General features: G+C 64.4%; 21 protein-coding genes and 2 tRNA genes. 7 read left to right on the top strand and 16 right to left on the bottom strand.

Annotation, left to right across the window (positions count from 1 at the left end):
- Nucleotides 1–7: 7 nt before the first annotated feature.
- A complete protein-coding gene (locus PKE71_RS00825; RefSeq protein ID WP_271185054.1) occupies nt 8–2266 on the top strand; it encodes a S9 family peptidase in 2259 nt (752 codons plus the stop codon).
- A gap of 231 nt (nt 2267–2497) precedes the next feature.
- Here the strand turns inward: PKE71_RS00825 and PKE71_RS00820 are convergent, their stop codons facing one another.
- The 10 genes from PKE71_RS00820 to PKE71_RS00775 form a co-directional block, all read right to left on the bottom strand.
- Nucleotides 2498–3115, bottom strand: a complete 618-nt coding sequence (locus PKE71_RS00820) for an energy transducer TonB (protein WP_271185053.1) — start codon at nt 3113–3115, stop codon at nt 2498–2500.
- A 315-nt stretch (nt 3116–3430) separates the two neighbouring features.
- Nucleotides 3431–4885 carry a tetratricopeptide repeat protein gene (locus PKE71_RS00815; protein ID WP_271185052.1) on the bottom strand — a complete coding sequence of 485 codons (1455 nt, stop codon included), beginning with the start codon at nt 4883–4885 and terminating at the stop codon, nt 3431–3433.
- 212 nt (nt 4886–5097) lie between these two features.
- Nucleotides 5098–6636, bottom strand: a complete 1539-nt coding sequence (locus PKE71_RS00810; RefSeq protein WP_271185051.1) for a tetratricopeptide repeat protein — start codon at nt 6634–6636, stop codon at nt 5098–5100.
- Nucleotides 6637–6775: 139 nt separating this feature from the next.
- Complete coding sequence (locus PKE71_RS00805) at nt 6776–7393, bottom strand: energy transducer TonB (RefSeq protein ID WP_271185050.1); 618 nt, start codon at nt 7391–7393, stop codon at nt 6776–6778.
- Nucleotides 7394–7405: 12 nt separating this feature from the next.
- The gene (locus PKE71_RS00800) at nt 7406–7810 is read right to left on the bottom strand and encodes an ExbD/TolR family protein (protein ID WP_271185049.1); all 405 of its coding nucleotides are present in this window, start codon (nt 7808–7810) and stop codon (nt 7406–7408) included.
- A 14-nt stretch (nt 7811–7824) separates the two neighbouring features.
- Nucleotides 7825–8235, bottom strand: coding sequence for an ExbD/TolR family protein (locus PKE71_RS00795; RefSeq protein ID WP_271185048.1), 411 nt, complete (start codon nt 8233–8235; stop codon nt 7825–7827).
- Nucleotides 8232–8771: a MotA/TolQ/ExbB proton channel family protein gene (locus PKE71_RS00790; RefSeq protein ID WP_367277685.1), complete on the bottom strand. Its 540-nt coding sequence runs from the start codon at nt 8769–8771 to the stop codon at nt 8232–8234. Before PKE71_RS00790 ends, PKE71_RS00795 begins: the two co-directional genes overlap by 4 nt.
- A 14-nt stretch (nt 8772–8785) precedes the next feature.
- On the bottom strand, nt 8786–10171 hold the full coding sequence (locus PKE71_RS00785; protein WP_271185046.1) for a MotA/TolQ/ExbB proton channel family protein: 1386 nt from the start codon (nt 10169–10171) through the stop codon (nt 8786–8788).
- 25 nt (nt 10172–10196) lie between these two features.
- Nucleotides 10197–10943: a DUF3450 domain-containing protein gene (locus tag PKE71_RS00780; protein ID WP_271185045.1), complete on the bottom strand. Its 747-nt coding sequence runs from the start codon at nt 10941–10943 to the stop codon at nt 10197–10199.
- Between the two features lie 632 nt (nt 10944–11575).
- Nucleotides 11576–11650 (bottom strand) — tRNA-Gln (locus PKE71_RS00775).
- Between the two features lie 215 nt (nt 11651–11865).
- On the opposite strand from PKE71_RS00775, the gene PKE71_RS00770 reads away from it, so the two are divergent.
- Nucleotides 11866–11942, top strand: a tRNA-Pro gene (locus PKE71_RS00770).
- A gap of 196 nt (nt 11943–12138) precedes the next feature.
- Complete coding sequence (gene sppA / locus PKE71_RS00765) at nt 12139–13926, top strand: signal peptide peptidase SppA (protein WP_271185044.1); 1788 nt, start codon at nt 12139–12141, stop codon at nt 13924–13926.
- 79 nt (nt 13927–14005) lie between these two features.
- Here the strand turns inward: sppA and PKE71_RS00760 are convergent, their stop codons facing one another.
- Nucleotides 14006–15226 (bottom strand): DUF3667 domain-containing protein, encoded by a 1221-nt coding sequence (locus PKE71_RS00760; protein ID WP_271185043.1) that lies wholly within the window; start codon nt 15224–15226, stop codon nt 14006–14008.
- A gap of 68 nt (nt 15227–15294) precedes the next feature.
- Nucleotides 15295–16935 (bottom strand): peptide ABC transporter substrate-binding protein, encoded by a 1641-nt coding sequence (locus tag PKE71_RS00755; protein WP_271185042.1) that lies wholly within the window; start codon nt 16933–16935, stop codon nt 15295–15297.
- A 128-nt stretch (nt 16936–17063) separates the two neighbouring features.
- Here PKE71_RS00755 and PKE71_RS00750 point away from each other — a divergent pair, with 128 nt between their 5' ends.
- Together PKE71_RS00750 and PKE71_RS00745 are read left to right on the top strand one after the other, a co-directional pair.
- On the top strand, nt 17064–17666 hold the full coding sequence (locus tag PKE71_RS00750) for a hypothetical protein (protein ID WP_271185041.1): 603 nt from the start codon (nt 17064–17066) through the stop codon (nt 17664–17666).
- A 22-nt stretch (nt 17667–17688) separates the two neighbouring features.
- Nucleotides 17689–18360, top strand: a complete 672-nt coding sequence (locus tag PKE71_RS00745; RefSeq protein ID WP_271185040.1) for a hypothetical protein — start codon at nt 17689–17691, stop codon at nt 18358–18360.
- 96 nt (nt 18361–18456) lie between these two features.
- Here the strand turns inward: PKE71_RS00745 and PKE71_RS00740 are convergent, their stop codons facing one another.
- Complete coding sequence (locus tag PKE71_RS00740; RefSeq protein ID WP_271185039.1) at nt 18457–19362, bottom strand: ABC transporter permease; 906 nt, start codon at nt 19360–19362, stop codon at nt 18457–18459.
- On the bottom strand, nt 19362–20294 hold the full coding sequence (locus PKE71_RS00735) for an ABC transporter permease (RefSeq protein WP_271185038.1): 933 nt from the start codon (nt 20292–20294) through the stop codon (nt 19362–19364). Before PKE71_RS00735 ends, PKE71_RS00740 begins: the two co-directional genes overlap by 1 nt.
- A 361-nt stretch (nt 20295–20655) precedes the next feature.
- Between PKE71_RS00735 and PKE71_RS00730 the strand changes: the two genes are divergently transcribed.
- The gene (locus PKE71_RS00730) at nt 20656–21600 is read left to right on the top strand and encodes an ATP-grasp domain-containing protein (RefSeq protein ID WP_271185037.1); all 945 of its coding nucleotides are present in this window, start codon (nt 20656–20658) and stop codon (nt 21598–21600) included.
- Nucleotides 21597–22505: an MBL fold metallo-hydrolase gene (locus tag PKE71_RS00725; protein WP_271185036.1), complete on the top strand. Its 909-nt coding sequence runs from the start codon at nt 21597–21599 to the stop codon at nt 22503–22505. The genes PKE71_RS00730 and PKE71_RS00725 overlap by 4 nt, the downstream gene beginning before the upstream one ends.
- On the opposite strand, the gene PKE71_RS00720 is transcribed toward PKE71_RS00725, so the two are convergent.
- Together PKE71_RS00720 and pdxH are read right to left on the bottom strand one after the other, a co-directional pair.
- Complete coding sequence (locus PKE71_RS00720; protein ID WP_271185035.1) at nt 22502–23308, bottom strand: DUF1499 domain-containing protein; 807 nt, start codon at nt 23306–23308, stop codon at nt 22502–22504. The genes PKE71_RS00725 and PKE71_RS00720 overlap by 4 nt on opposite strands.
- Before the next feature lie 24 nt (nt 23309–23332).
- Nucleotides 23333–24007: a pyridoxamine 5'-phosphate oxidase gene (gene pdxH / locus PKE71_RS00715; RefSeq protein WP_271185034.1), complete on the bottom strand. Its 675-nt coding sequence runs from the start codon at nt 24005–24007 to the stop codon at nt 23333–23335.
- Nucleotides 24008–24063: the final 56 nt, after the last annotated feature.

Below are 24063 nucleotides of genomic sequence, written 5' to 3'. Positions count from 1 at the left end.
GAAGACGATGACATCGCGAAAACTTGCCGGACGGATCGGCGCCGGGCTGACCGCCCTCGCGCTGGCCGCCTGCAGCCAGGAGACTGACATGACCGCCGACACCACCGCTGCCGCACCGCAGACCTCGGCCCTGATCGAACGGGCCGGCGGCATCGAGGCGCCGCGCGCCGACCAGCGCCCCGTGGAGATCGAGCAGCTGGGCTTTACCCGCGTCGACGAATACCAGTGGATCAAGGACGATAACTGGCAGCAGGTGATGCGCGAGCCGGAGGTTCTGGACAGCGATATCCGTGAGCTTCTGGACGCCGAGAACGCCTATCTGGACGCGGTGATGGAGCCGACGGCCGATCTGCAGGAACGGATTTTCCAGGAGATCCGCGGCCGCATCAAGGAAGACGACAGCTCGGTGCCCGAGCGCGATGGCGGCTATCAATACTTCACCCGCTACCGCGAAGGCGGCCAGTATCCGATCTATGCCCGCCGCCCGATCGATCCGGAAACCGGCGAACCGGCCGGCGAGGAGGAGATCCTGGTCGATGGCGACGCCGAGGCGGCCGATTTCGAGTATCTCGACTTCTCCTCGATGGAGCACTCGCCGGACCACCAGTATGTCGCCTTCGGTGTCGATATCCGCGGCTCGGAATACTACGAGATCCGCATCCGCGAGATCGCGACCGGCGCCATTGTCGCCACGCTGACGGACGAGAGCTCGGGCGACTTTGTCTGGGCGAATGACTCCGAGACGCTGTACTGGGTGTGGCGCGACGAGAATTCCCGCTCCAAACGCGTCTACCGCCAGTCGCGCACCGGCGGCGCCAGCGAGCTGATCTATGAGGAGCCGGATGACGGTTTCTTCGTCTCGGTCGGCATCTCGGACGGTGACAACTACATCGTCATCAATGCCGGCGGCCACACCTCCAACGAGCTGCGCCTGATCGACGCCAATGATCCGACGGCCGAGCCGCAGCTGATCGCGCCGCGCGAGGAGAATGTCGAATACTACCTCACCGAGGCCCGCGACCGCTTCTACTTCCTGACCAATGCCGACGGCGCGGTGGACTTCAAGATCGTCGCCGCCCCGATCGGCAATCCGGGCCGGGAGAACTGGGAAGATGTCGTCGCCCACCGTCCGGGTACGCTGATCAATGCCGTGATCGGTTTTGCCGACTGGCAGGTGCGCATGGAGCGCCAGAACGCCCTGCCGCGCATCGTGGTGCACAATTACGGGAGCGGTGAGGAATACGACATCGCCTTCGACGAGGAGGCCTACTCGCTGGGCATCTCGCAGGGCTATGAGTTCGAGACCGACACGCTGCGCTTCTCCTATGAAAGCCCGTCGACGCCGGAAGAGACCTATGATTTCGACATGGCAACGCGCGAGCGCGTGCTGCTGAAGCGCCAGGAAGTCCCCTCCGGTCACGATCCGGAAGACTATGTCGTGCGCCGCATCATGGCGCCCGGCCATGACGGCGTGGAGATCCCGGTTACCATCCTGCACCATCGCGACACGCCGGTGGACGGATCGGCGCCGCTGCTGCTCTACGGCTATGGCTCCTACGGCATCACCATTCCGGCCGCCTTCCGCGTCACCCCGCTGCCGCTGGTCGATCGCGGCATGGTCTATGCCATCGCCCATATCCGCGGCGGCATGGCGAACGGGTACCAGTGGTATCTGGACGGCAAGCTGGAGCAGAAGATCAACACCTTCCGCGACTTCGTCTCGGCCGGTGAGGCCCTGGCCAGCGAGGGCTATACCAGCCGCGGCAATATCGTCGCCTATGGCGGTTCGGCCGGCGGCCTGCTGGTCGGCGCCGCGATCAATCTGCAGCCCGACCTGTTTGCCGGTGCCATCGCCGCCGTGCCCTTCGTGGACGTGATCAACACCATGTCGGACGCGGAACTGCCGCTCACCCCGCCGGAATGGCCCGAATGGGGCAATCCGATCGAGAACGCGCAGGACTATGAGACGATGTACGCCTACAGCCCCTACGACCAGATCCAGGAGATGGACTATCCGCACGTCCTGGCGACGGGCGGGCTGACCGATCCGCGCGTCACCTACTGGGAGCCGACCAAGTTCGTTGCCCGCCTGCGCGACCGGCGGACCGATGACGGGCTGACCCTGTTGAAGATGAATATGGGGGCCGGCCATGGCGGCGCTTCCGGCCGCTTCGACAGCCTGCGCGAAACCGCCCTCAACTGGGCCTTCGCCCTGATGGTGGTCGGCCTGGCCGACGAGGAAGTCGAGGCGATCGCGGCCGAATAGGCGGTGCGCACATCTGGATGAGGAAGGGCGCGTCCGGCCTGGACGCGCCCTTTTTTGTCTTGCTTGCACCAGGGCTCGCCCCGCTTGCGGGGGAGCTGTCGGCGTAGCCGACTGAGGGGGCGGCGCTGAGCACCGCAGAGCGCGTCAGCGCGCACGGATGACTCACCCCCTTCGACCTCACCTGGCCCATGGGCCAGGCTCGGCCACTTCCCCCGCTCACGCAGGGGAAGCCTATTCCTCCAGCGAAAAGACCAGTTGGGTGGTGGCGCCGCGATAGATCACGGGCTCGCCATCGCGAACCTGGGGGTCATAGCGCCAGCCGGAGACCGCGTTGATGGTCGCCCGCTCGAAGGCCGGGCTGGTGCAGTCGCGGGCCCGGATATTGGCCGTGCGGCCCTCCGCCGTGATGTCGAACACGACCGTGCACACGCCATTGCGGCCGCGTGACGCCTCATTGGCCGGGAAGACCGGCTGGACGCGCACGCGCGGCAAGGGCTGGCGGTCGATATTGACCAGGCCGCCGCCCGTGCTGATCTCCACCGCCTCGATCGGCGGCAGCGCCCAGCGCGACCCGTCCGGTATGGCTTCCACGGCGGCGCGATCTGTCTCGATGGACGGCGGCCGCGGCGGCGGATCGATCGGCGCGAAGTCCTCCATCTTGATGCGTTCTTCGATCTCGACCGGATCCACATCGAACCGGATCTCAAACGGCGGCAATTCCTCGACCGGTTCGGGCACATAGGGCCCGATATCGATCAATTGGCGCATCAGCAGGAAAAGGCCGACGGTAACGGCGCCGGCGACCGGCAACACCAGCGGTGTGCGGACGGAATGAAAGGTGGCTGTCATGATTACAGGCTCCCCGGTACGGGCGGTCCTGCATGGCCCCGACAGTTCTGCCCCCTACCCGGCCAGGCTCCCGGCGACGGTCATCGCGGCCGGGCGGGCCGGAGCGGACGGGGGCGCCACAACTCGGCGCCTCCCCCTCGGAACTACAACTCAGCTCCTTGCCGCAGGATCATGAGACCCCGCCTGTCCGGCGAAACCGGGGCGCAAAAAGGGTCAAATATGGCGATGGCGGGGAAACATGCGGGCGAAACGGACCGGGCCCGTCCATCTGGATGGACGGGCCCGGCCGCTCGATTGTCCTGAAAGGGTGCAGGGTCAGGCCCGCTCGAATTCCGGTTTCAGACGGCCATTGACGTCGAAATAGGGTTCGCATTCAGCCGAGAGTTCGAAGATGCGCACGCCCTCGCTGTCGAGCTGATCCTCGGAGATCACCGGGCCACGCCGCATGCGCTCGATCTCCAGCTCGCACGCCTCGATCGTGGTGAGCCGGGCAAACCGCTCGCCATCGCGCTGGATGGCGATCTTGCGCTCGATGAAACCGATCCAGCCCTGGGCGGTGGCGCGGGAATAGTCCCACTGCAGACCGCGCTCGAAGGCGTCGATGGCGCCGAGAAGATCGTCCTGCTCGACCCGCGTATTGCCGACCAGCGTCCAGGTGTCGCCCGGGCGGTTAAGCCCGCCGCGCGACAGGGCCTGGACGAACATGGCCTCGGCCTCGGAGAACGCGCCGGCGCGATAGAGGGCCTCGCCGAGGCGCTCATAGTCCGGCCCGGCACCGGTCAGGGTCGCGACCCGCTGCAGCACCGGCCGCGCCCGCTCCCACTCGCGCGCCTGGCGCCACAGGTCAGCCAGAAGACGGAAGTGTTCCGGCTCCGGCTCGACGCGCCCGGCATTGAGCTCGCGCTCCAGCATGGATGCGCCGCCAAACGGGTACTCGTAGTAGGAATAATATCGGGCAAGACGGATCAGCTCGTCGCTGTCCGTCAGCATGCCGTTGAGATAGAGGATGCGGTTCACCTCGAAGGCATCGGCCTCGCGCCCGGTCCGTGCCAGCAGCGAGGCATAGCTGGTCCAGTAGGCTTTCTCGTCCGGCCAGCGCGCCACCATCTGGCCCAGAAGGCCCGTCTGTTCGGGCAGCATGTCCAGCTGCTGGTAGAAGAAGAGCAGCAGCGAGAAATGCGGCCGGTCCGGCGTTCCGGCGAGGTCGAAGGCCTGGCGGGCATAGTTTAGACCGGGCCCGTAGGCCTCCAGCTGGCCATAGCCCTGGGCCAGGCGCATGGCGAGATCGGCACCGAGCGGGACACCGCGGGCCAGGGCCATTTCCATCAGATCGATCCCGGCCCGGTACTCGCCCTCGGCCAGCAGCAGCTGGCCGGTATTGATGCGCAGCGTATTGGCGTCCTCTTCCGGCAGCGCGTTGAGCGCGATGGCGGCCCGCCAGGCGGTGATCGCCTCGCGCGGACTGTCCAGCTCCCAGGCGCTGCGGCCGGCGAGCTGCAGCAGCATGGCGCGTTCATAGGGCGTGAGGCCTTCTGTCCCGAGCATCTGGCGATAGCCCGCCAGCGCGGCGGCGTAGTCGCCGGCTCCTTCGCTTTCCATCAGCTCCAGGATGCGCTCGCCGACCCGCTGCGAGAGCGTTCGTTCGGTGGCTTCCGGTGGCCGGTCCGGCGCGCTTCGCTGCGCGGCGGACGACGATCCGATTGTCGTGAATGCGATAACAAGCGCGGCCAGACCGCCGGCCGCACCGGTGGCGAGTTTCGGGTATCCCATGTGCACCTCCCCGGCACATGACGCGAACTCCCCAGCCCCGGTGCAACGTCATGATATGGAAAGCTTGCTGTCACAATCGGGCGAGATTGGGGCACCTGCGATTGAAAACCGGAGAGGATCGCGCGCAGGTTGGCCGCAGCCAATGGCGGCATAGAAAAACGCCCCGGCCGCACGGGCCGGGGCGTTGATCCTGTCACCGGATGACCGGACGCCTAGCCGGCGTCGGATTCGGTGTCGTCCTCGGCCGCTTCGGCCGGAGCCTCTTCGCCTTCGGCAACATTCTGGTTCAGACGTTCGCCGTACTGGTTGTAGAGGTCGGTACAATTGTTCGGCACATCGATCACGATACGGCCGTTCTCGTCGACATCGCCCAGCAGGGTCGCGGTCTCACGCAGATCCTCGACCGCAAAGCGGCATTCGTCGAGGCGGACCCGCTCGCGGATCCGGACACGGTCAGCCGCAGCGGCCCGCTGGTTGGTGATGAAGGTGATCCAGCCATTCGCCGTCGTACGCGAATAGGGGTAGCGCGCGCCTTCGCGGAAAGCGGCAAGCGCCGCATCCGTCCGGCCCAGCTCCTGACGCACATTGCCCAGAAGCGTCCACGCCGTACCCGGACGATCGAGACCGCCGCGGTTGAGCGCTTCCTGGAAGGCATCCTCGGCTTCAGCCATCTCGCGCTGCTGGTACAGCGCTTCGGCCAGCTTCAGATAATCGTCCCCATCGCCGGTCATCTGGGCCAGCTGGCGCAGGACCGGGATGGCGCGTTCCCATTCCCGCGCCTGACGCCACATGTTTGACAGCAGCTGCAGGTTTTCGCGGGTGCGCTCGACAGCACCGGCATTGAGCTCGCGCTCCAGGATCACCGCACCACGATAGGGATATTCGTAATAGCTGTAATACTGCGCCACCGCCACGATCTCGCGGCTCTCGGTGAGCATGCCGTTGATATACATGATCTTGTTGGCTTCGAACGCGTCCTCCTCGCGACCCGTCTGGGCCAGGAGGGAGGCGTAGGAGCGCCAGTTGTTCTTCTCGGTGGGCCAGCGCGCGACCATGCCCTCGATGATGCGGAACTGGTTCGGCACATCGTCAAGCTGCTGGTAGTAGAACAGCATCAGCGAATAATCGCCGCGGGTCCGCTCGGCGGCCGGACGCAATTCCCAGAAGCGTTCCGCCCAGCGCAGACCTTCGCGGTAGCGCTCGGCCTGGCCGTAAGCCTGGGCCAGCATGCGGGCCACACCGACATTGACGGCCTCTTCACCGCCCATCTCGACAGCCTGCTCGAGCGAGCGGATGCCCTCGTTATACTGTTCGTTGGCAATCAGCAGCTGACCGATATTGATGCGCATATTGACGATTTCCTCGGGCAACATCGCGCCCGTGGCAATCGCGGCCTGCCAGTCCTGAACGGCCTGGGTGCTGCGTTCGGTCTCGTAATAGGCCCGGCCACGCAGCTGCAGGCAGATCGACCGCTCGTAGGGATTGATGTCGCTGATCGCGAGCGCACGGTTCAGGGTCTCGATCGAGGCCGTGAACTGATCATTACCCTGCTGTTCCTGGGCTTCCAGCACGATCTCGCCGACCCGGGCGGTGAATGTCCGGTCTGCACCGTCATTCTCCTCTTCCTGATCGCGATTGCGGCGCTGGGCATCGGCGTCGGCGAGCACGACCGTGGTCATGGCCGCAGCCAGGGCAAGCGTCGCGACGGAGCGCAACAGGCCCGATGTATCGAAACCGTTAAAACGGATCATCGATGGCTCCTTCATACCGGCCCAACTCCCCGAACCGGCTTTGACAATTCCTCCGGAACCACTCCGGCCCGCAAGGGCCTTCAGGTTCCGTCCCGCGGGATGGCCGGGCGGATGTCGGCGACATCCGCCCGCCTTCCCATTATTCGGACAGCTGGAAGTCGAAGCGTGTTTCCACGCCGCGACGTGCCACCGGCACCCCGTCCTCGACCTTCGGATTGTAGCGCCAACGCTCCACCGCCCGGATCGACGCACGCTCGAAAAGCGAGCTGTCGCACTGGTAGATGTCGATATTGGTCGGCGTACCGTCCGGGGTCACGTCGAAGCGGACCCAGCAGCTGCCTTCGACGCCGCGCTCCGCAGCCCGCATCGGGTATTGCGGCTCGATCCGGACCAGCGGCTGCGCATCGCGGTCGGAGACCGAGAAGTTCACGCTGTCGCTGTTCAGCTGCGGCGCTTCGAAGTCCGGAATGGCACCCATGACGGTGGCCAGACCTTCGGCCGGCTGTTCTGCGCGCTGCCGCTCGATCTGCGGCGGCGGGGGTGGCGGATCCACCTGTTGCACGTCCTCGATCGTGGTGTCGCGGCGGCGGGCTTCGATCTCCGCAACCTCGTCATTGATCGAGAACTGGCGGTCCTCGACGTCTTCCGCAGGCGGCGCCCCTTCCACGAGGATGAGGCGGGTCATGACGAAGAACAGCACGATCGTGACGAAGGCGGCGATCGGAACGCCGACGATGAGACGGACAAGATTACCCATGTTGTCTCCTCCCTACGTCTGGAGTGTCGAAATATGCACTTCGACATCCATCTCGATGAGCAGTTCCTGGACGTCGAGGATGAGACCGATATTGGCCCCCTCATCGCCCTGGATCATAGCCCGGCCCTTGGGGTTCTCTTGCAGCAGCTGCTCGATAACCCCGCGAAGTTCGTTCATCTCGTAGACCCGGCGGTTGACCCAGACCTCGTTCTCCGATGTCACCGCGATCAGCATCGACGGATTTCGGTCTTCCTCGGTCATGGCATCCGGGCGGGTTGTGTCCACGCCGGGTTCCTTGATGAAGACCGAGGTGACGATGAAGAAGATCAGGAGAATGAAGACGACGTCCAGCATGGGCGTCATGTTCAGTTCGATCTCTTCCTCACCGGTATTCACTCGACTGACGCGTCGCGCCATGGCTACCTCCCGGTCTAGCTGTCTTCATTCGTGCGCTGGATCGAAACCGGCACGCCATTGGCGCCCATCTCGTCCCAGATCTGCACGATGATACCATGATCGGCCTCGTCCTGGACTTCCAGGAGCACGGCGCTGTTCGGCTCTTCCGCCCGGAAGCGGTTGACGGCCGAGAGCACACGATCGACATCGGTCCGCGTCCGGTTGACGAAGATATTATTATCGTCGTCAACCTGAACCACGATCGGGGGCGGCGCCGTGTCATCCGGCGGCGTGTCCGAGTCGGGCGGCGGGCGCATGTCGAGGCCTTCTTCCGAGAGGAAGGTGGCGGTGACGATGAAGAAGATCAGCAGGATGAACACGATGTCGAGCATCGGCGTCATGTTCACTTCGGCCTGATCGTCGTGGTGCTTGCTTCTACGTCTCATGACTCGACACTCCCCTCACCGATCTCGAGCGAGTCGGCCAGTTTCGCAGTGCGCGACTGGGCGAGCCGTTCGATCTGGTTGGCGAAGATGAGTCCCGAAAGGGACGCCACCATGCCGGCCATGGTCGGGATCGTGGCGCGCGAGACGCCGGCCGACATGGCCTGGGCATCCGAAGAGCCCGAAATTGCCATGACGTCGAACACCGAGACCATGCCCGTCACTGTGCCGAGCAGTCCGAAGAGCGGGGCGACAGCGACGAGGGTTTTCACCAGCTCGACATTCTGATCGCAACGCTGTTTGACCTCCGAGATGAGTTGGTCGCGGATGGCATGGGCATACCAGGACTTCCGGTCTGCCCGTGCATTCCACTCCCGCTGCGCCTGCTTCGCTAGCCCGTCCTGGGCGAAATAGAAGAAGACGAAGCGCTCGAGGATGAAGGCCCACATCACAAATGTTGTTGCCATGATGACAACGAGGACGGGGCCTCCCCGCTCGAGGAACTCCTGAAGGCCGGTTGATACGGCCTGGAAATCCATAGCGGTTCCTCCGATTAGCCGTGACGCTCTTCAGCGTGACGGGCGACCATGCCTGCGGCCTGTTCTTCGAGCACTTGCTGGACGCCGCGCGCGAAGGACTGGGCGAAGGAGTGAATGAACAGCAGCGGGATGGCGGCAATAAGGCCAAGCACCGTGGTCATCAGGGCCTCGGAGATACCGCCGGCCATGATGCGCGGGTCACCGGTACCGAACAGGGTGATCTGGGTGAAGGTCTTGATCATACCCGTAACCGTACCCAGCAGACCCAGCAGCGGAGCAATACCGGCAGCCAGCTTCAGGAAGTTCAGACCGAATTCCAGCTTCGGCGATTCCTGCAGGATGGCTTCATCCAGCTTCAGTTCCATCGTCTCGACGTCTTTGTCCTTGGCGCCTTCATAAGCCAGCATCACGCGGCCCAGCGGGTTGGACTTGGAACCGGACGACTTGCGCTTCTGACCGGCCACGGCGGCTTGCGTCAGCAGCAGCGAGACCAGGCGGAACAGACCGAAGACAGCGGAGATGACCAGCAGGCCGATGATGACCTTACCGACATTGCCCGACTGCTCGATACGCTCTTCCAGGCCCGGAACGTCCTTGTAGATGTCGAGGAGCGGACCGCGGGACGGGTCAACCACGCCCATCACGATTTCGCCCGGATCGGCATTGTACAGGTTCGAGGCACCGCCCACGAAATTGGCCGGCGGCTGGGCCGGCAGGTCGCGGAGCGCCCAGTTGCCGGTCGTGTCGTTTTCCTGCCACAGGGCGAAGCGCTGATTGTTGTTGTGGTTGGTGAACACAACGAACGGACCGACGCGGGTGGTCGGCACGGCTTCGCCGTCGCCCAGGCCGGTGACGCGGGCGTTGAAGGTGACGACCTGCTGTTGCTGGATCATCTCCTCGATCACGCGGCGCCAGATGTAATCCAGCTCCGCACGGGTCGGCAGGGTACGCGAATTGGACAGTTCTTCCAGCGCATCGGCGCGGCCCGGGAACTGGGCCGAGATGATGGAGCTGTCGATGATGGCGGCAAACTCGCCGGCGGCCTGACGGGCAGCACCGAACAGTTCACCGAAGGCACCCTGGCGCTGACGCAGCTCGGCATCGAGTTCGTCGATGCGGGTCTGGTTGGCTTCGAACTGGGCCGACAGCTGGTCGGCCTGGTTGCGCAGGGCGCTCAGTTCAGCCCGCGCCTGGCTCAGCAGCGCCTGCTGCTGGTTGGTGCTGGACTGGAACTCGCGAAGGCGTTCCTGGTTTTCAGCGCTGGCTTCACGGGCGTCGGAACGCACGCGCTGCAGCAGCTCGTTGAGGGATCCGGCCGGCTGGGTCTGTGCCACGGCACCGGCGGTGAGAGCCACGCCCATGGAAACGGCGGCGGCGAGCATCTTCATCGTGGTTTTCATAACTTTCACTCTCCGTTCCAAGCCGTTACTGGGCAACTGCCGGGCCAGGCAGCGGCGCCAGGAAGACGGACGGTGTCGTCACTTCCTGGGCGATGCGGATGGCGCGGGTCACATTGGCTTCATAGCTGCCGGGAAGCGCTTCCCAGTCGCTGGAACCGTTATGACGGATCGTCATGGAACCATCGTCGTACTGGCGAATCATGGCGACACGGCCGATCTGCAGCACGGTGACGTTCACCGGAACGCCGTCTTCAAGGACCGTATCCTCATAGGCGTTCAGCGAACGGCCATAGGAGGCTTCGATCTCGTAGGCGTTGAGAATGACGCGATAGCGCTCGGCCGGCGAGACGTTCGGGTCGTCAACCAGCTCGTAGAGGTTCTCGATGCGCGCCAGACGGCCATTCTCGCCTTCGAGGCGGAAGGGCAGGTCGAGGTTCACGAACTCTTCGAGGTTCTGAACCATCTCGCGCATCATCGGCGCCAGGTCGGTCTCGATGCTGTCGACGCGGTTGATCTGCGCCTGCAGCGATTCGACTTCATTTTCCTGCGAGCGGATGAAGACTTGCTGCTGCTCGACGAACAGACGCTGCGATTCGATCTGCTCGAGCAGAGCGCGATACTCCAGCTCGATATCGGTCCGCTGGTCGTCCAGCTGGTCGATACGGCGCTGCGTCTGCGCGCCTTCCTGCGTGTTGTTGCGCGCAACACTGAGCGTTTGGTCCAGCTGCGCAACGGCGGCACCGCCGAAGGCGCCCGCCGCAACTGTCGCCATAAGCGACGCGCGAACCAAATTCTTCAAGTTCACCATTTCTCGCCTCACAATGGTCAATGCGGGTTCCCACGCCGGTCCCCCGCCCCAAAAAAACTTCGATGCTGACCGGCAAATACCTGCCGGTTAGGCCCCCTACCCTCGTTCTCAAGCGGCCCGGTCCGAGCGCCTGCAGACAGCGACCGCACAGGGCGGTATGCGTTTCAGTCCACGAAGGCATCGCTCCAGCAACCCTTCGAAACCCCGTGATGGTTGGCCCATCAACTTATAGGCGCATGCGCGCCGCTTGCGAATTGGCATGAACGCTAACACCAGCGTTACACCACGATCAATACATCTTTGTGGCTGGAATGCGGCCTCAACTGCGCTCAAATCGCCAAGATTCGCGTATTGCGACCACCCCCGGCCTGCCTTTCGCGCACAGATGGTATTCCGTTTCCGGTACGGTTGCACAGCGAAACGGGACGAAACGCGGCATTTCGGGGACAAGCGAAAAATCGGGCGGTCTGACCGCAAGCGAGCCGCGAACGGGTGCGGCGTGCCGTTATCACAATCTCGCGATGCCGGTCTCACGATGCGGGCGCGGCCGAACCGGTCATCCGGTACGGTCTTTTCCGGTATGATCTGGAAAGGAATGGCTGGGGCGCCAGGATTCGAACCTGGGAATGTCGGTACCAAAAACCGATGCCTTACCACTTGGCGACGCCCCAACCGGGCCCGTCAGCGAGGACGGAGCGCGGTAAATACATAACCCCCGGGGGGGATGCAACGGGGCAATGCGGTTTGCTGCAGCGCAAACTGCACATGGCGCGTGTTCACAGGTGAATCCGCACGGCTCCCGCCCCGCGCCGGAGCAGACTGCAGCTTGCCTGTCATTGGCGCGTTGCGCCGTACAAAAGAGTTGGCTATAAGCCGCGCCTCGGTTCGGAGTATAGCTCAGCCTGGTAGAGCACCGTCTTCGGGAGGCGGGGGTCGCAAGTTCGAATCTTGCTACTCCGACCATTCACTTTCCCGCCCCTGATCTCACTGCACAGCATCCGCTTCCGGCCGCCGGACTGCGCCGTATTGCCGCCTGCGGGACTTAGACGGACACGATCCCTCGACCCAAATCCCCGCGGGCCCTACATTATGGCGCAAAAGGGGACCGCATCTTGCACTGCGGCGTCTCCGTGTGTCTGCGTGGGTCGAAAGGGCTTCCATGAAACAGTTCTGGGTAACGTTCTTCGGATCGATTGTCGGCGTCGTCGTCGGCTCGGTCCTCACTGTCATCGTCGTCTTCCTCATGATCGGCGCCATGATCAATTCCGCCATGGAAGGCGCCCAGCGCGAAACCGCCCTGCCCCATGACGGCATTGTCCTGGAACTGGATCTGCGCACGCCACGGCTCGACAGCCCGTCGCGCTCGCCCTTCGCCTTTGCCGAACCGCTCTCGGTCGTCGACATCGTCCGCACGCTGGAGCGCGCGGAAGACGATGCCCGCGTCCAGGGCGTTTTCATCCGCGCCAATGAGTTCGGCCTGTCACCGGGCATGGCCGAGGAAATGCGCAATGCGATCGCCGACTTCCGCGAGGCCGGCAAGTTCGTGATCACCCACGCCCAGGGCTTTGAAGGCACCAGCGTGACCGGCTATTTCGCGGTTTCCGGGTCTGACGAGATCTGGCTGCAGGACACGGCATCCTTCACGCCGGCCGGCCTGGCCTCCGAGGTGATGTTCCTCGGCGGGCTGTTCGAACACTTCAATGCGGAACCGCAATTCGAGCAGTTCCACGAATACAAGAACGCCGCCAACACCTACACCCAGACCGGTTTCACCGACGCACACCGCGAAGCGGCCGAATCCTATCTGGGCTCGATCTATGACACCGCCGTTGCCGCAATCGCCGGCGACCGGGGCTTCTCGACCAGCGAGATCCGGAGCGTCTTCGAAACCGCGCCGCATACCGCGGAAGCGGCGCTCGATGCCGGCCTTGTCGACCGTCTCGGTCATGTCGTCGAGGCCCGCGAGGCCGCCCTGGACCGCGCCGGCGCCGGCAGCGAGGTGGTGGAACTCGCCGTCTATCACGAACAGGCCTCGCCGGCCTGGAGCAATGCGCCCGTCATCGCCCTGATCGAAGGCCAGGGCGCCATCGTGACCGGTGACGCCGACGCCAATCCGCTTGGCGGCGACGAGATGATCGGCGGCGACTTCACGTCCGAAGCCATCCTGGCCGCCGCGGACGATCCGAATGTCCGTGCCATCATCATCCGGGTCGATTCGCCCGGCGGATCGGCCATTGCGTCCGACCAGATCTGGCACGCGATCAACCGGGCCCGCGAAGCCGGCAAGCCGGTCGTGGTCTCCATGGCCTCGCTCGCCGCGTCCGGCGGGTATTACATGGCCGCGCCGGCCGACTATGTGCTGGCCCACGCCACCACGCTCACCGGTTCGATCGGCGTTCTGGGCGGCAAGATCGTGCTGGACGAGACGTTCGGCATGGTCGGGCTGAATGTCGAGACGCTGTCGGTGGGCGGCGAATACGCCACGGCCATGTCCAGCCAGGAAGCCTGGACGGACAGCCAGCGCGCCGCCTTCCGCGCCCAGATGGCAGACGTCTATGACGACTTCACCCGGCGCGTGGCCGACGGCCGCGACCTGCCGCTGGAGCGGGTGCTGGAGATTGCGCGCGGCCGCGTGTGGACGGGTGCCCAGGCGCTCGATCTGGGCCTGGTCGACGAGATCGGCGGCTTCCGCGACGCCGTCGACGCCGCTCGCGAGCTCGCCGGTCTGGCACCGGAGGACGAGGTGCGTCTGCGCCGCTTCCCGCGCCAGCGCACGCCGCTGGAAGCCTTCCAGGAGTTGTTCGGCGTCTCGGCAGAGTCCGCCGAGACCGCGGCTCGCCTGAATGCGCTGATGGAGATGCCGGAAGTGCGTGCCGCCATCCAGGCCCGCCAGGAAGCGGGCCAGCCCGGCGTTCAGATGCGCAGCCGGGTGGCCGTGCCGCAATAGCGCGACGGCCATTGCCCAAAACAGGAAAGGGCCCGCTCCGGCGGGCCCTTTTTTGTGCCGGCTTTGCAGGCGAAGCGCGTCAGGACGCCGTGAACAGCCCCACGAATACGAGCACCATCAGTCCGAAGGACAGGATGATCAGATAGACCATGTCGAGGAAAATGACGCGCAGGAAGGACGAGAACCGGCCGTGTGAATAGACCGTACGGTGCAGCCGGTAGAGGTAGTAGTTCGACCACAGGAAGAACACCAGGACGGCCCAGCCCGGCCCCAGAACGAGGCTGATCACGCCGACCAGCAGGAACATGAAGAAGAGGAAGGCGTGGAAGTGCAGCGTCACGACGAGGTGGTCGTAGAAATAGAGGCCGCGCTTGTAGAAATGGGTCACGGCCAGCAACAGGGCATAGATCGGCAACAGGCCGAACATCAGCCGCGGCGCCCAGGTTTTCATGGCGGCCCACAGGGCCTGCCCCTGTGAATCGATCACCGCATCGATTCCATCCGCCAGACGCAGCCGGAAGCTGAGCGGCAATTCCTCGATCCCGTCGAAATTCATCACCATGCCCTCGGAGATCTCCACGGTCTCGTCGGGGTCCAGCGCGGCTGCCTCGCGCGGGTAGTATTCCGGCAGCAGGCCATAGCGGATGCGCTGCTTCAGCTCGTTGCGCTCGGCCTGCTGACGCAGTTCGCGCGCCTCGGGCGTTTCTGCGCTTTCGGCGTTCTCGGCCTCGTCCAGCCCGCGCTCGACCTGGCGGATCACCTCGTTCCGCGCCTCCTCCGGCATCATGGCGAGCCCGGCCTCAAGATCGCCGGTCTCCAGCGCTTCACGCGCTTCGGCGATGTCGGAACCGGCAACCGGTTCCGGCCCGGTATTCAGACCCTCGTTCACCGCGAAGAAGGCGAGAAAGAACAGCACGCTGGCTGTCAGATAGAGCCGGAAAGGCATGACATAGCGTGCCCGCACGCCCGTCAGATAATTCGTCGTCAGCTTTCCCGGCTGGAACATGAGCGGCGGCAAGGTCCGCCAAAGGCGTCCCTCCAGACCCAGCAATCCGTCCAGCACGTCGAGCAGAAGGTCCCAGACCGGGCGGTGGAAGGTATCCGAGGCCTGTCCGCAACTGTGGCAGACCGGACCGGAAAGTTCTGTAGCACAGTTGGAGCAGGTGCCTGCAGGCGTGGGGGAGGCAAAGACCGAGTACCGGTCCGACTTCCGGCGGCGCGATGACTGTATCGCATCGCCCAGTTCGCCGGCGGCCGAACCGCCGACGACTGCATCCGTTACAACATCGCTTCCTGACATGACATATCCCCCGGCCCAGGCCCCGATGCTTCAGGCTAGGTCGGGGGTATATCGTCTGGCAAGCCGGCCTAGCCGTCCTCGCCTTCGCTGCCAGCTTCGCTTGCGCTGGCCAGGCAGAGATAACGCGTGCGGTGCAGGTCGACGATATTGTCTTCCCACCCGGTCACGTCCGGGTTCACCAGATTCTTCGAGACATAGTAGACGATCGGGATGATCGGCATGTCATCGACATACATCTGTTCCGCCCGCGCCAGCATTTCACCCCGGCGTTCCAGATCGAGCTCGCGGTTCGCCTCGGTGACCAGCGCGTCATACTCCGGATTATTGTAGCGGGAGTAGTTCATCGGCACCGAGCTGTATTCGCCCAGGAAGAGGAAGTTGTACGGGTCGTTATAGTCCGCGATCCAGCCGCCATCGGCGATCTGGAAGTCCTGGGCGCGCAGATTGTCGTAGTGGATCTGGGTGTCGTTGACGATCAGCTCGGGCTCGACCCATTCGGCAATCGCCGACCAGTCATTCTGCACCACCGGCGCGACGCGCGGATTATCGCGCGTGGCGCGATAGGTGTATTCGAAACGCAGCGGATTGTCCGGACCGTAGCCGGCGGCCTCGAGCAGTTCGCGGGCCCGCTCGCGGCGCGCCTCGATCGGCATGTCGGCCCACTGGGCGCGCACGCCGCCCGGATAGTTGGCAACACCGGGCGGAACCAGCGAATAGGCCGGCTCGTACCCGGCGCGCAGGATCTCGTCGGCAATGAAGTGCCGGTCGATCGCCATGCCAAGCGCATTGCGGACATCGGGATTGGAGAAGCCTTCCAGATCCGTGTTGATGGAGAAATAGATCGTGCCCATGTAGGGCGCGATGCGCACATAGTCCGGGATTTCACGGCGCAGGAAGTCCAGCTGCTGGCCCGGAAAATCATTGTTGATGTGCAGCTCGCCATTGCGCACCCGGCGGCCGGCCGCCGAGTTGTCGACGGTCGGGTAATAGTACACGTCGTCGATGCAGACATTCTCGTTGTCGAAGAACATCTCGTTGCGCTGCAGGTGCACGAAGTTGTTGGTGCGCCAGTCCTCGAGACGGTAGGCGCCATTGACCTGGATGTTCGCCGGGCGGACCCATTCGTCGCCATACTGCTCGACCACGTGCTGCGGCAGCGGGAAGGTCGTGTAATGGGTCAGAAGACCGGGAAGATAGGGCGCCGGATTGACCAGATTGATCTCCAGCGTGCGGTCGTCGATCGCGCGCACGCCGATATCCTGCGGATCGAGCTCGCCCCGGGTCGCCTCTTCCATGCCGGCAATCGGATACAGCAGGGACACGTATTGCGCGCCTGTCGCCGGCGACGCGATGCGGCGCCAGGCATAGACGAAGTCACCGGCCGTCACCGGTTCGCCATCGGACCAGACAGCTTCACGCAGGGTAAAGGTCCAGGTCAGACCGTCTTCGGAGACATCCCAGCTTTCGGCCATGCCCGGAACCGGCGTGCCGGACACGTCCTCGGTGAACAGACCGATGAACATGTCACCGATAATGTTGTTTTCCCACGTACCCGAGGCCTTGTGCGGGTCCAGTGACAGCGGCTCGGAGGAATTGCCGCGGTGCAGGACGACCGCATCGCTGTCGGTCGGTGTGCCACCGCCGCAGCTCGCCAGCACAAGGGCGGATGCGGACAGGAAAAGGGTGCTGATAATGGCTTTGCGGATCACGGTTCGGTCTCCCCTCCGACGCGTCACTGGAAGATGTGACTCTCGTTCTAGCCGAACATGACGGGCCGGTCGACAGCCGCCTGCCGGTCGCGCATAGTTCGAAGCGTGCGCAACTTGACGGAAAGAAGATGAACGCCCGATTACTCCTTGTGATATCGCCACTTGTCCTGACACCCGTCGCTTATGCGCAATCCGGTGACTCGCCCCTGCAACCGCTGTTCGAGTGCCGGAGTATTGGCGACGATGCCGCGCGCCTGGCCTGTCTCGATGCGGCGGTGGAAACCCTCTACGGGAATGCCGAGTCCGGCGAAGTCGTCGCGGTCGATCGCGGCCAGATCGAAGCAGCGGAAGAATCGGTATTCGGTCTGACCCTGCCCAATTTCTCCATTCCGGGCCTGGGCCGCCGCAATGGCGGGGGCGAGGACGACCTGGTCGAAGCCGATGCAACGGCCCACTCGCCGGACCGGATTGTCCACCGCACCGAAGACGGCGATATCGAGCGGATCGAGAACCTGTCGGTTACCGATATCGAGATCAATCGCGCCGGCGATGTCGTGGTCACCCTTGCCAATGGCCAGGTGTGGCGCCAGACGGACAGCACGCGCATCCAGGGTATTCGCAGCGGTGTCCGCCCCGGTCTGACGGCCAATATCCGCAGCGGCGCCCTCGGCTCCTACTTCATGCGCCTGAATAATGGCGGGCGCTGGTTCCGGGCCGAACGTGTCCAGTAGTCACACCAATAGGATTTCAGCCATGTCTGCTCTTTCCCGACTGACCCTGTCCGCCGCCACGATGGCACTTCTCGCCCCGGCCGCTCTCGCGTTCCAGGGCGATCCGGTGGATGATGTGCTCGCCTGCCGCTTGATCGCAGACATTGAAACCCGTCTGGCCTGTTTTGACGAGACCTCGACCCGGCTCGCCAACGCTCGTGATACCGGCGATATTGTGGTTGTCGAGCGCGAGGCGGTCGAAGCGGTCGAGCGTGACAGCTTCGGTTTCAACCTACCCAGCCTGCCGCGTTTCGCTCTTCCCAATCTGTCTTCAGGGCGCGAGCAGCACGAAGCAGTAGCCGGCGCAGAGGGCACCGAGCCAGCGACGCCACGAGCACAGACACCCGGTCGGGAAGCTACCCCGCAATCGGCGACCGAACTGGCAGAGGAAGAGTTCCGCGTCGTTGCCCGGGACGACGAAGGAAATGTCGACACAGTCACGATGCGCCTGGAACGCATCCGCGTCGTTGGCTACGACACGATGCTGTTCGAAATGGAGAATGGGCAGGTGTGGCGGCAGACCGACGATGGTCGACGAATCCGGCTCCGTGGCCAAGGGCCCCATTTCGCGGAAATCCGGCGCGGTGCGATGAGCAGCTACTTGCTCCGCATCGACGGGGAGGGACGCGCCGTCCGCGTCCGCCGCGAAGAGTAGCATTACATACAAACCTGCCCCAGCTCACGGAAGAGCCGCCCCCTTTAGGAGCGGCTCTTCGGCGCGGCAGGCGCAACCGCGCGTCCGGCGGGCTCTCTACCTGTCCTTCGGGTCGATCGCGTCGCGCAGGCCGTCGCCGATGAAGTTCAGGCAGAACAGCGTGACCATCATCGTCACCGCCGGCCCGATCAGCGTCCACGGCGCCGGCTCCATGTCCTGCGCGCCGGCCGAGATCAGGCGGCCCAGCGAGGTCAGCGGCTCCTGCACCCCCAGTCCCAGGAAGGACAGGAAGCTTTCGGCCAGGATCACGACCGGAATCATCAGCGTGACATAGACCACGACCGGTCCGAGCACGTTGGGAATGATGTGGCGCTGGATGATCTTGAAGCGCGACACGCCGGCCGCCTCGGCCGCCTCGACGAATTCCATGTTCTTCAGCGCCAGGGTCTGGCCGCGCACGATACGGGCCATGGTCAGCCACTCCACCGCGCCGATAGCCACGAAGATCAGGACGATATTCCGCCCGAACACCACCATCAGCATGATCACGAAGAAGATGAAAGGCAGCGAGTAGAGGATATCGACGAAGCGCATCATCGCCTGGTCGACCCGGCCGCCGATGAAGCCGGCCGTCGCACCCCAGGTCACACCGATCAGCAGCGAGACGATCGTCGCCACCACACCTACCATGAGCGATACGCCGAGGCCGACCAGGATACGCGCGACCATGTCGCGGCCCTGCGCATCGGTGCCCAGGATGTGCCAGTCTTCCCAGGTCGGTGCGATCCAGACCTTGTCGCGATAGATCGTGTCGTAATCGTGCACCCAAAGCGCCTGCCCGACCGTGGCCAGCAGGATCAGGATGCCCAGGATCACCATGGAGGTGACGGCGGCACGATTGCGCATGAGGCGCGCCAGGGCGTCGTCCCAGAGGGAGCGGCCCTTCACGGAGGCGGCTTCGAGGATTTCCGCCTTTTCCCCGGGCGTCGACAGCAACGTCATTATTCGTACTTCACTTTGGGATTGAGGACGCCGTACAGCAGGTCGGCGAGCAGGTTCAGCACGATGATCAGCGTGGCGTAGATGATCACCACGCCCATCACGACCGTGTAGTCGCGCTGCAGGGCGGCATCGACGAAATGCTTGCCGATACCGGGCAGCTGGAAGACGCGCTCGATAACCAGCGAACCGGAGATCACCGCAGCCGAGGCCGGGCCGAGATAGCTGACCAGCGGCAGCACGGCCGACCGCAGCGCATGCCGGAAAATGACGGCATGGGCCGACAGGCCCTTGGCGCGGGCGGTGCGGATATAATTCGAGCGGATCACCTCGATCATCGACGCACGCATCAGGCGCGCGATGATCGCGATCTGCGGCAGTGCCAGCGTGATGATCGGCAGGATCAGCCGGTCCGGCGTCATGCCATAGCGCGGATCGAGACCGCCGGTCGGCACAAGACCGAGATAGAGGCCGAAGACCAGCGCCAGGATCGGACCCATGACAAAGGGAGGGATACTGATTCCCACCATCGCGAAGGTCATGACCGAGAAGTCGCCCGCCGTGTTCTGCCGCAACGCCGCCACGGAGCCGAGGAAGGAACCGAGCGTGATCGCCAGCAACATCGAGAACAGGCCGATCGTCGCGCTGACCGGAAAGCCTTCGGCAATGATCTCGTTGACCTGCTTGTCGCGCAGCTTGAGCGACGGGCCGAGATCGCCTCGGGCAAGATCGCCCATATAGTCGAGATATTGCCGCCACAGCGGCTGATCCATGCCGTAATTGGCCAGCAGGATCTGACGCGTCTCCTCGGGCATGGGCCGTTCCAGATCGAAGGGCCCGCCGGGAGCGGCACGCATCATGAAAAAGGCGATCGTGATGATCACCAGGATAGTCGGGATGGCGACGCCTACGCGCCGGAGTACAAAACCAAACATGCAGTAATCGGCTCGTTCCGGAGTTCGCCGCAGTTTCAATGGGGCGAAGGCATTGTCAATGAAGCCTCTGCCGTTACTCCTGCATCAGGGCGGTATCGGCCGGGGGCAAGGGTGCCGTCCGGGACAGTGCTGCCTGATCTGTCGCACCACTGACAAAAGAGTCGGCCACGATCAGCACGAGGACGAGCCAGCCCAGGCGCAGGACGCGCTTGCTTATGAATTCCCCGACGTTCACATTCGCCCCGCGTGATTGGCTTCGCGCCACTTCACGCAAGATCCGCGCCGTCCGTGATCCAGCGTGAATTGCATGCGTCCGGCACATGCCTAGGATGCGGCGTGACGACAGGAGAAAGGCCCTTCCATGCACAGTGCGCTGTGGTGGCGAGACTTCGAGTTCCAGGACGGTGTCGTCACCGTCAAGAAGACCGGGGCACGCCTGCGTCTCGAACCGGGACTTATCGGCGAAGTGCTGGCCTGGTTCCCCTTCTATTTCGTGGTCGAATCCTGGCGGCTGAAGTCCGCTTCGCAGTCCGGCCCCCGCATCTGGTTCACCCCGGACCGGCCGCGGCCCTGGTATCTCGTCTGGTCGGTGCTTCACGCGGCAGGCGCCCGCATCGCCGACAGCCCCGAGACGGCCGACGCCGTCTTCGTGTTCGACGATTGCACGGTGTGTCACCCGGTCCAGGCCCAGCCCGGCACACGCCTCATCAATGCCGGCTGCCAGAGCATCGCCAAGAGCCACGTCGCCCGCGTGTTCGAACAGTGTTTCGGCTATCCGCTCTCAGTCGATCCGGAAAGCTGGGCCGGGCCGATGGTCGAGAAATCCGAAATCAATGGCGCCCATGACGGGCGGATCATCCAGGGCCCGGCCCCGGCCCGCCACGGGCATGTCTATCAGCGCGTGATCGACAACCGCAACGGCCGCGGCCTGGTCGAGGATCTGCGCTGCCCGATGATCGGCGGACGCATCCCGCTGGTGCTGCGCAAGCGCCGCCGCGAGGCCGTGCGCTTCTGCAATTCCAATGACGAGGTCGACTTCGCCGAGACCGATACCGTCTTCACCCCGGCCGAGCAGGACAGCCTGGTCCGCTTTGCCCGGGCGATGCGGCTGGACTGGGGCGGGCTGGACGTGCTGCGCGACCGCACCGACGGCCGCCTCTACGTCGTCGATGTGAACAAGACAGATATGGGTCCGCCCATTGCCATGAAGCTGCGCGACAAGATTACCGTGACCCGGCGGCTCGCCACGGCCTTCCGCGACCTGGTCCGCCCCTCATCCTCCCTGCAGCCCGACAGGCGTTCATGACTGCCATCCCCTTTATTCGAGACTTTGAATTCGAGTATGGCCGCTGCGACCGGCTGTCCGACCGGATTCGCCGGGTCATTGCGCCCAATCCCGGCCCGTTCACCTATACCGGGACAGGTGTCTATATCATCGGTCACGGCGAGGTTTCCGTGATCGATCCGGGGCCGGTCCATCCCGACCATATCGAGGCCCTCGACCGCGCGCTGGCCGGCGAGCGTGTGACGCATGTCTTCGTCACCCATCATCACCTCGACCACTCGCCGATGGCCCATCCGCTTGCCGAAAAGCACGGCGCGACCGTCTATGGTTATGGCCCGCAGATCACCCCGCCCGCCGGCGGAGAGGTCCGCCTCGAGGCTGGCGACGACACCGGCTTCAAACCGGATGTCCAGGTGCGCGACGGCGAGGTTTTCCGGGGCAAGGACTGGTCCATCGAGGCGCTTCACACGCCCGGCCATACCTCCAATCACGTCTGCTACGCCCTGCTGGAAGAAAACACGCTGTTTGCCGGCGACCATGTCATGGCCTGGTCGACCAGTGTGATCAGCCCGCCGGACGGTCATATGGGCGATTATCTGCGTGAGCTGGCCCGTATCCGCGACCGCGATTTCGACATTCTCTGGCCGACCCACGGTCCCGCAATCACCGAACCGCGCGCCTTCATCCAGGCCTATATCGACCACCGCATGCAGCGCGAGGCGCAGATACTCGAACAGGTCCGCGCCGGCCGGCACCGCGTGCGTGACATGGTTCAGGCGATGTATGCCGATGTCGACAAGCGGCTCCACCCGGCCGCCGCCCACTCGGTGCTCGCCCACCTCATCCACATGATCGAAACCGGCCGCATTGCCTGCACAGGCGAGCCCGGGCTGGAAGCCGAATACACGCTGGGCGTGGCGGCCTAGCGAGCGTCTTCCGCGATCGCCGTGCTGAAAGCCTGGACGCGCCGGGCGTTGCGGCCGAGATCGTGGATCGGCTGTCGGGCGAGGGAGCGGATGTCGACGAGGCTGCCGCCCTCCCCGTCATCGCGCACGCGGACGACAATGTCGTCACGCAGACCGTACCAGAAGCTCTCCGTGCCAGCTTCGAACATGCCGGCGCTTGCCGAGGCTGTTCCGACACGCCAGCGATGCGTATGCGCATAGCGCAGGGCGTCTGCAAACACCGTCTCCGGTGCCCGGCTGACGTGAACCGTCGCGAGTGCCGGATAGGCTTGCGCCTGCACGGCCGCGAGCGAACGCCCGTCCTCGCCCAGCTTGCCTGCATATTCGAGCGCCTGGTGATGCGCGGAGCGGCGCGCGGCGAAGGATGGCGTGAAGTGCGGCGGGTCCTGAAGGTCGGTCGTCACGTCCAGCAGCAGCGGCTGTGCGCTGCGTTGCCGGTCGATCTGCCAGGTCCACCCGAGCCCTGCGACACCGACGATGACGGCGAGCAGCGGTGACAAGAGCGCACCGGAAAAGCGCCGGCGGGCGACCAGATGTACCAGCGACAGAAACAGGCTCGACCCGCCAGCCGCGAGGCTCGCGAACAGAAGCGGCCGGCCGATCGTGTGTGTCATCCACCCCAGACCCGTCGCCAGGTCGATGAATTCCCACTTCGTCCCGAAGGCCGCCATTGCGAACCAGAGCGGCACACCCAGGGCCAGAAGGGCACACACCCATCCGAGCGGGACGAGGACCGCCCGCAGGAATTTGCCGAAACTGCGCATATCAAGCCCCCGCTTGGCTTCGTATCAAGGATACAGCCGATCGACCTGCCAAGGCGAGTGTGAATCCGGTCGCGAAAACGTCATGCGGTCGTGCAGGCGGAAGGGCCGGTCACGCCAGAACTCGATCGACACCGGCACGATCCGGAAACCGGACCAGTGCGGCGGGCGCGGCACTTCGCCGAGACCGAAGCGCGCCGCCTCGCGGGCAACGGCCTTTTCCAGGGCGAACCGGCTCTCCAGCGGTCGCGACTGTTTCGACGCCCAGGCACCGATCCGGCTGTCCCGGGCGCGGGAGGCAAAATACGCGTCGGCCTCATCGGCTGCGACCGGCTGGACAAGCCCCCTCACCCGCACCTGGCGGCGCAGGGACTTCCAGTGGAAGCACAGCGCCGCCTTGGCATTCACCGCCAGCTGCCGGCCCTTGGCGCTTTCCAGATTGGTGTAGAAGACGAAGCCGTCGGGATCGACATCCTTCAGGAGCACCATGCGCACATCCGGCAGGCCGTCGGCATCCGCCGTCGCCAGCGCCATCGCATTGGCGTCGTTCGGCTCCTTGCGCTTGGCATCCTCCAGCCAGTCGGCGAACAGGGCGAACGGATCCTCGCGGTCGAAAATCTCCGCGGCATTGGCATCGGCGGTCTTTGCATACGCATCCGCGTCCGGCGAGGGCGGAATGAGACCCGGCTTCGACTTCGACATGATTCACCTCCGGCGTGCTTGCCGCCTAGGTACGCTCAAAGTCAGCGGCGTCAACC

Source organism: Maricaulis virginensis, assembly GCF_027922185.1.
Lineage (GTDB): Bacteria > Pseudomonadota > Alphaproteobacteria > Caulobacterales > Maricaulaceae > Maricaulis > Maricaulis virginensis.
The sequence above is the reverse complement of the archived record's forward strand: the minus strand, read 5'-3'. Positions and strand labels throughout refer to the sequence as shown.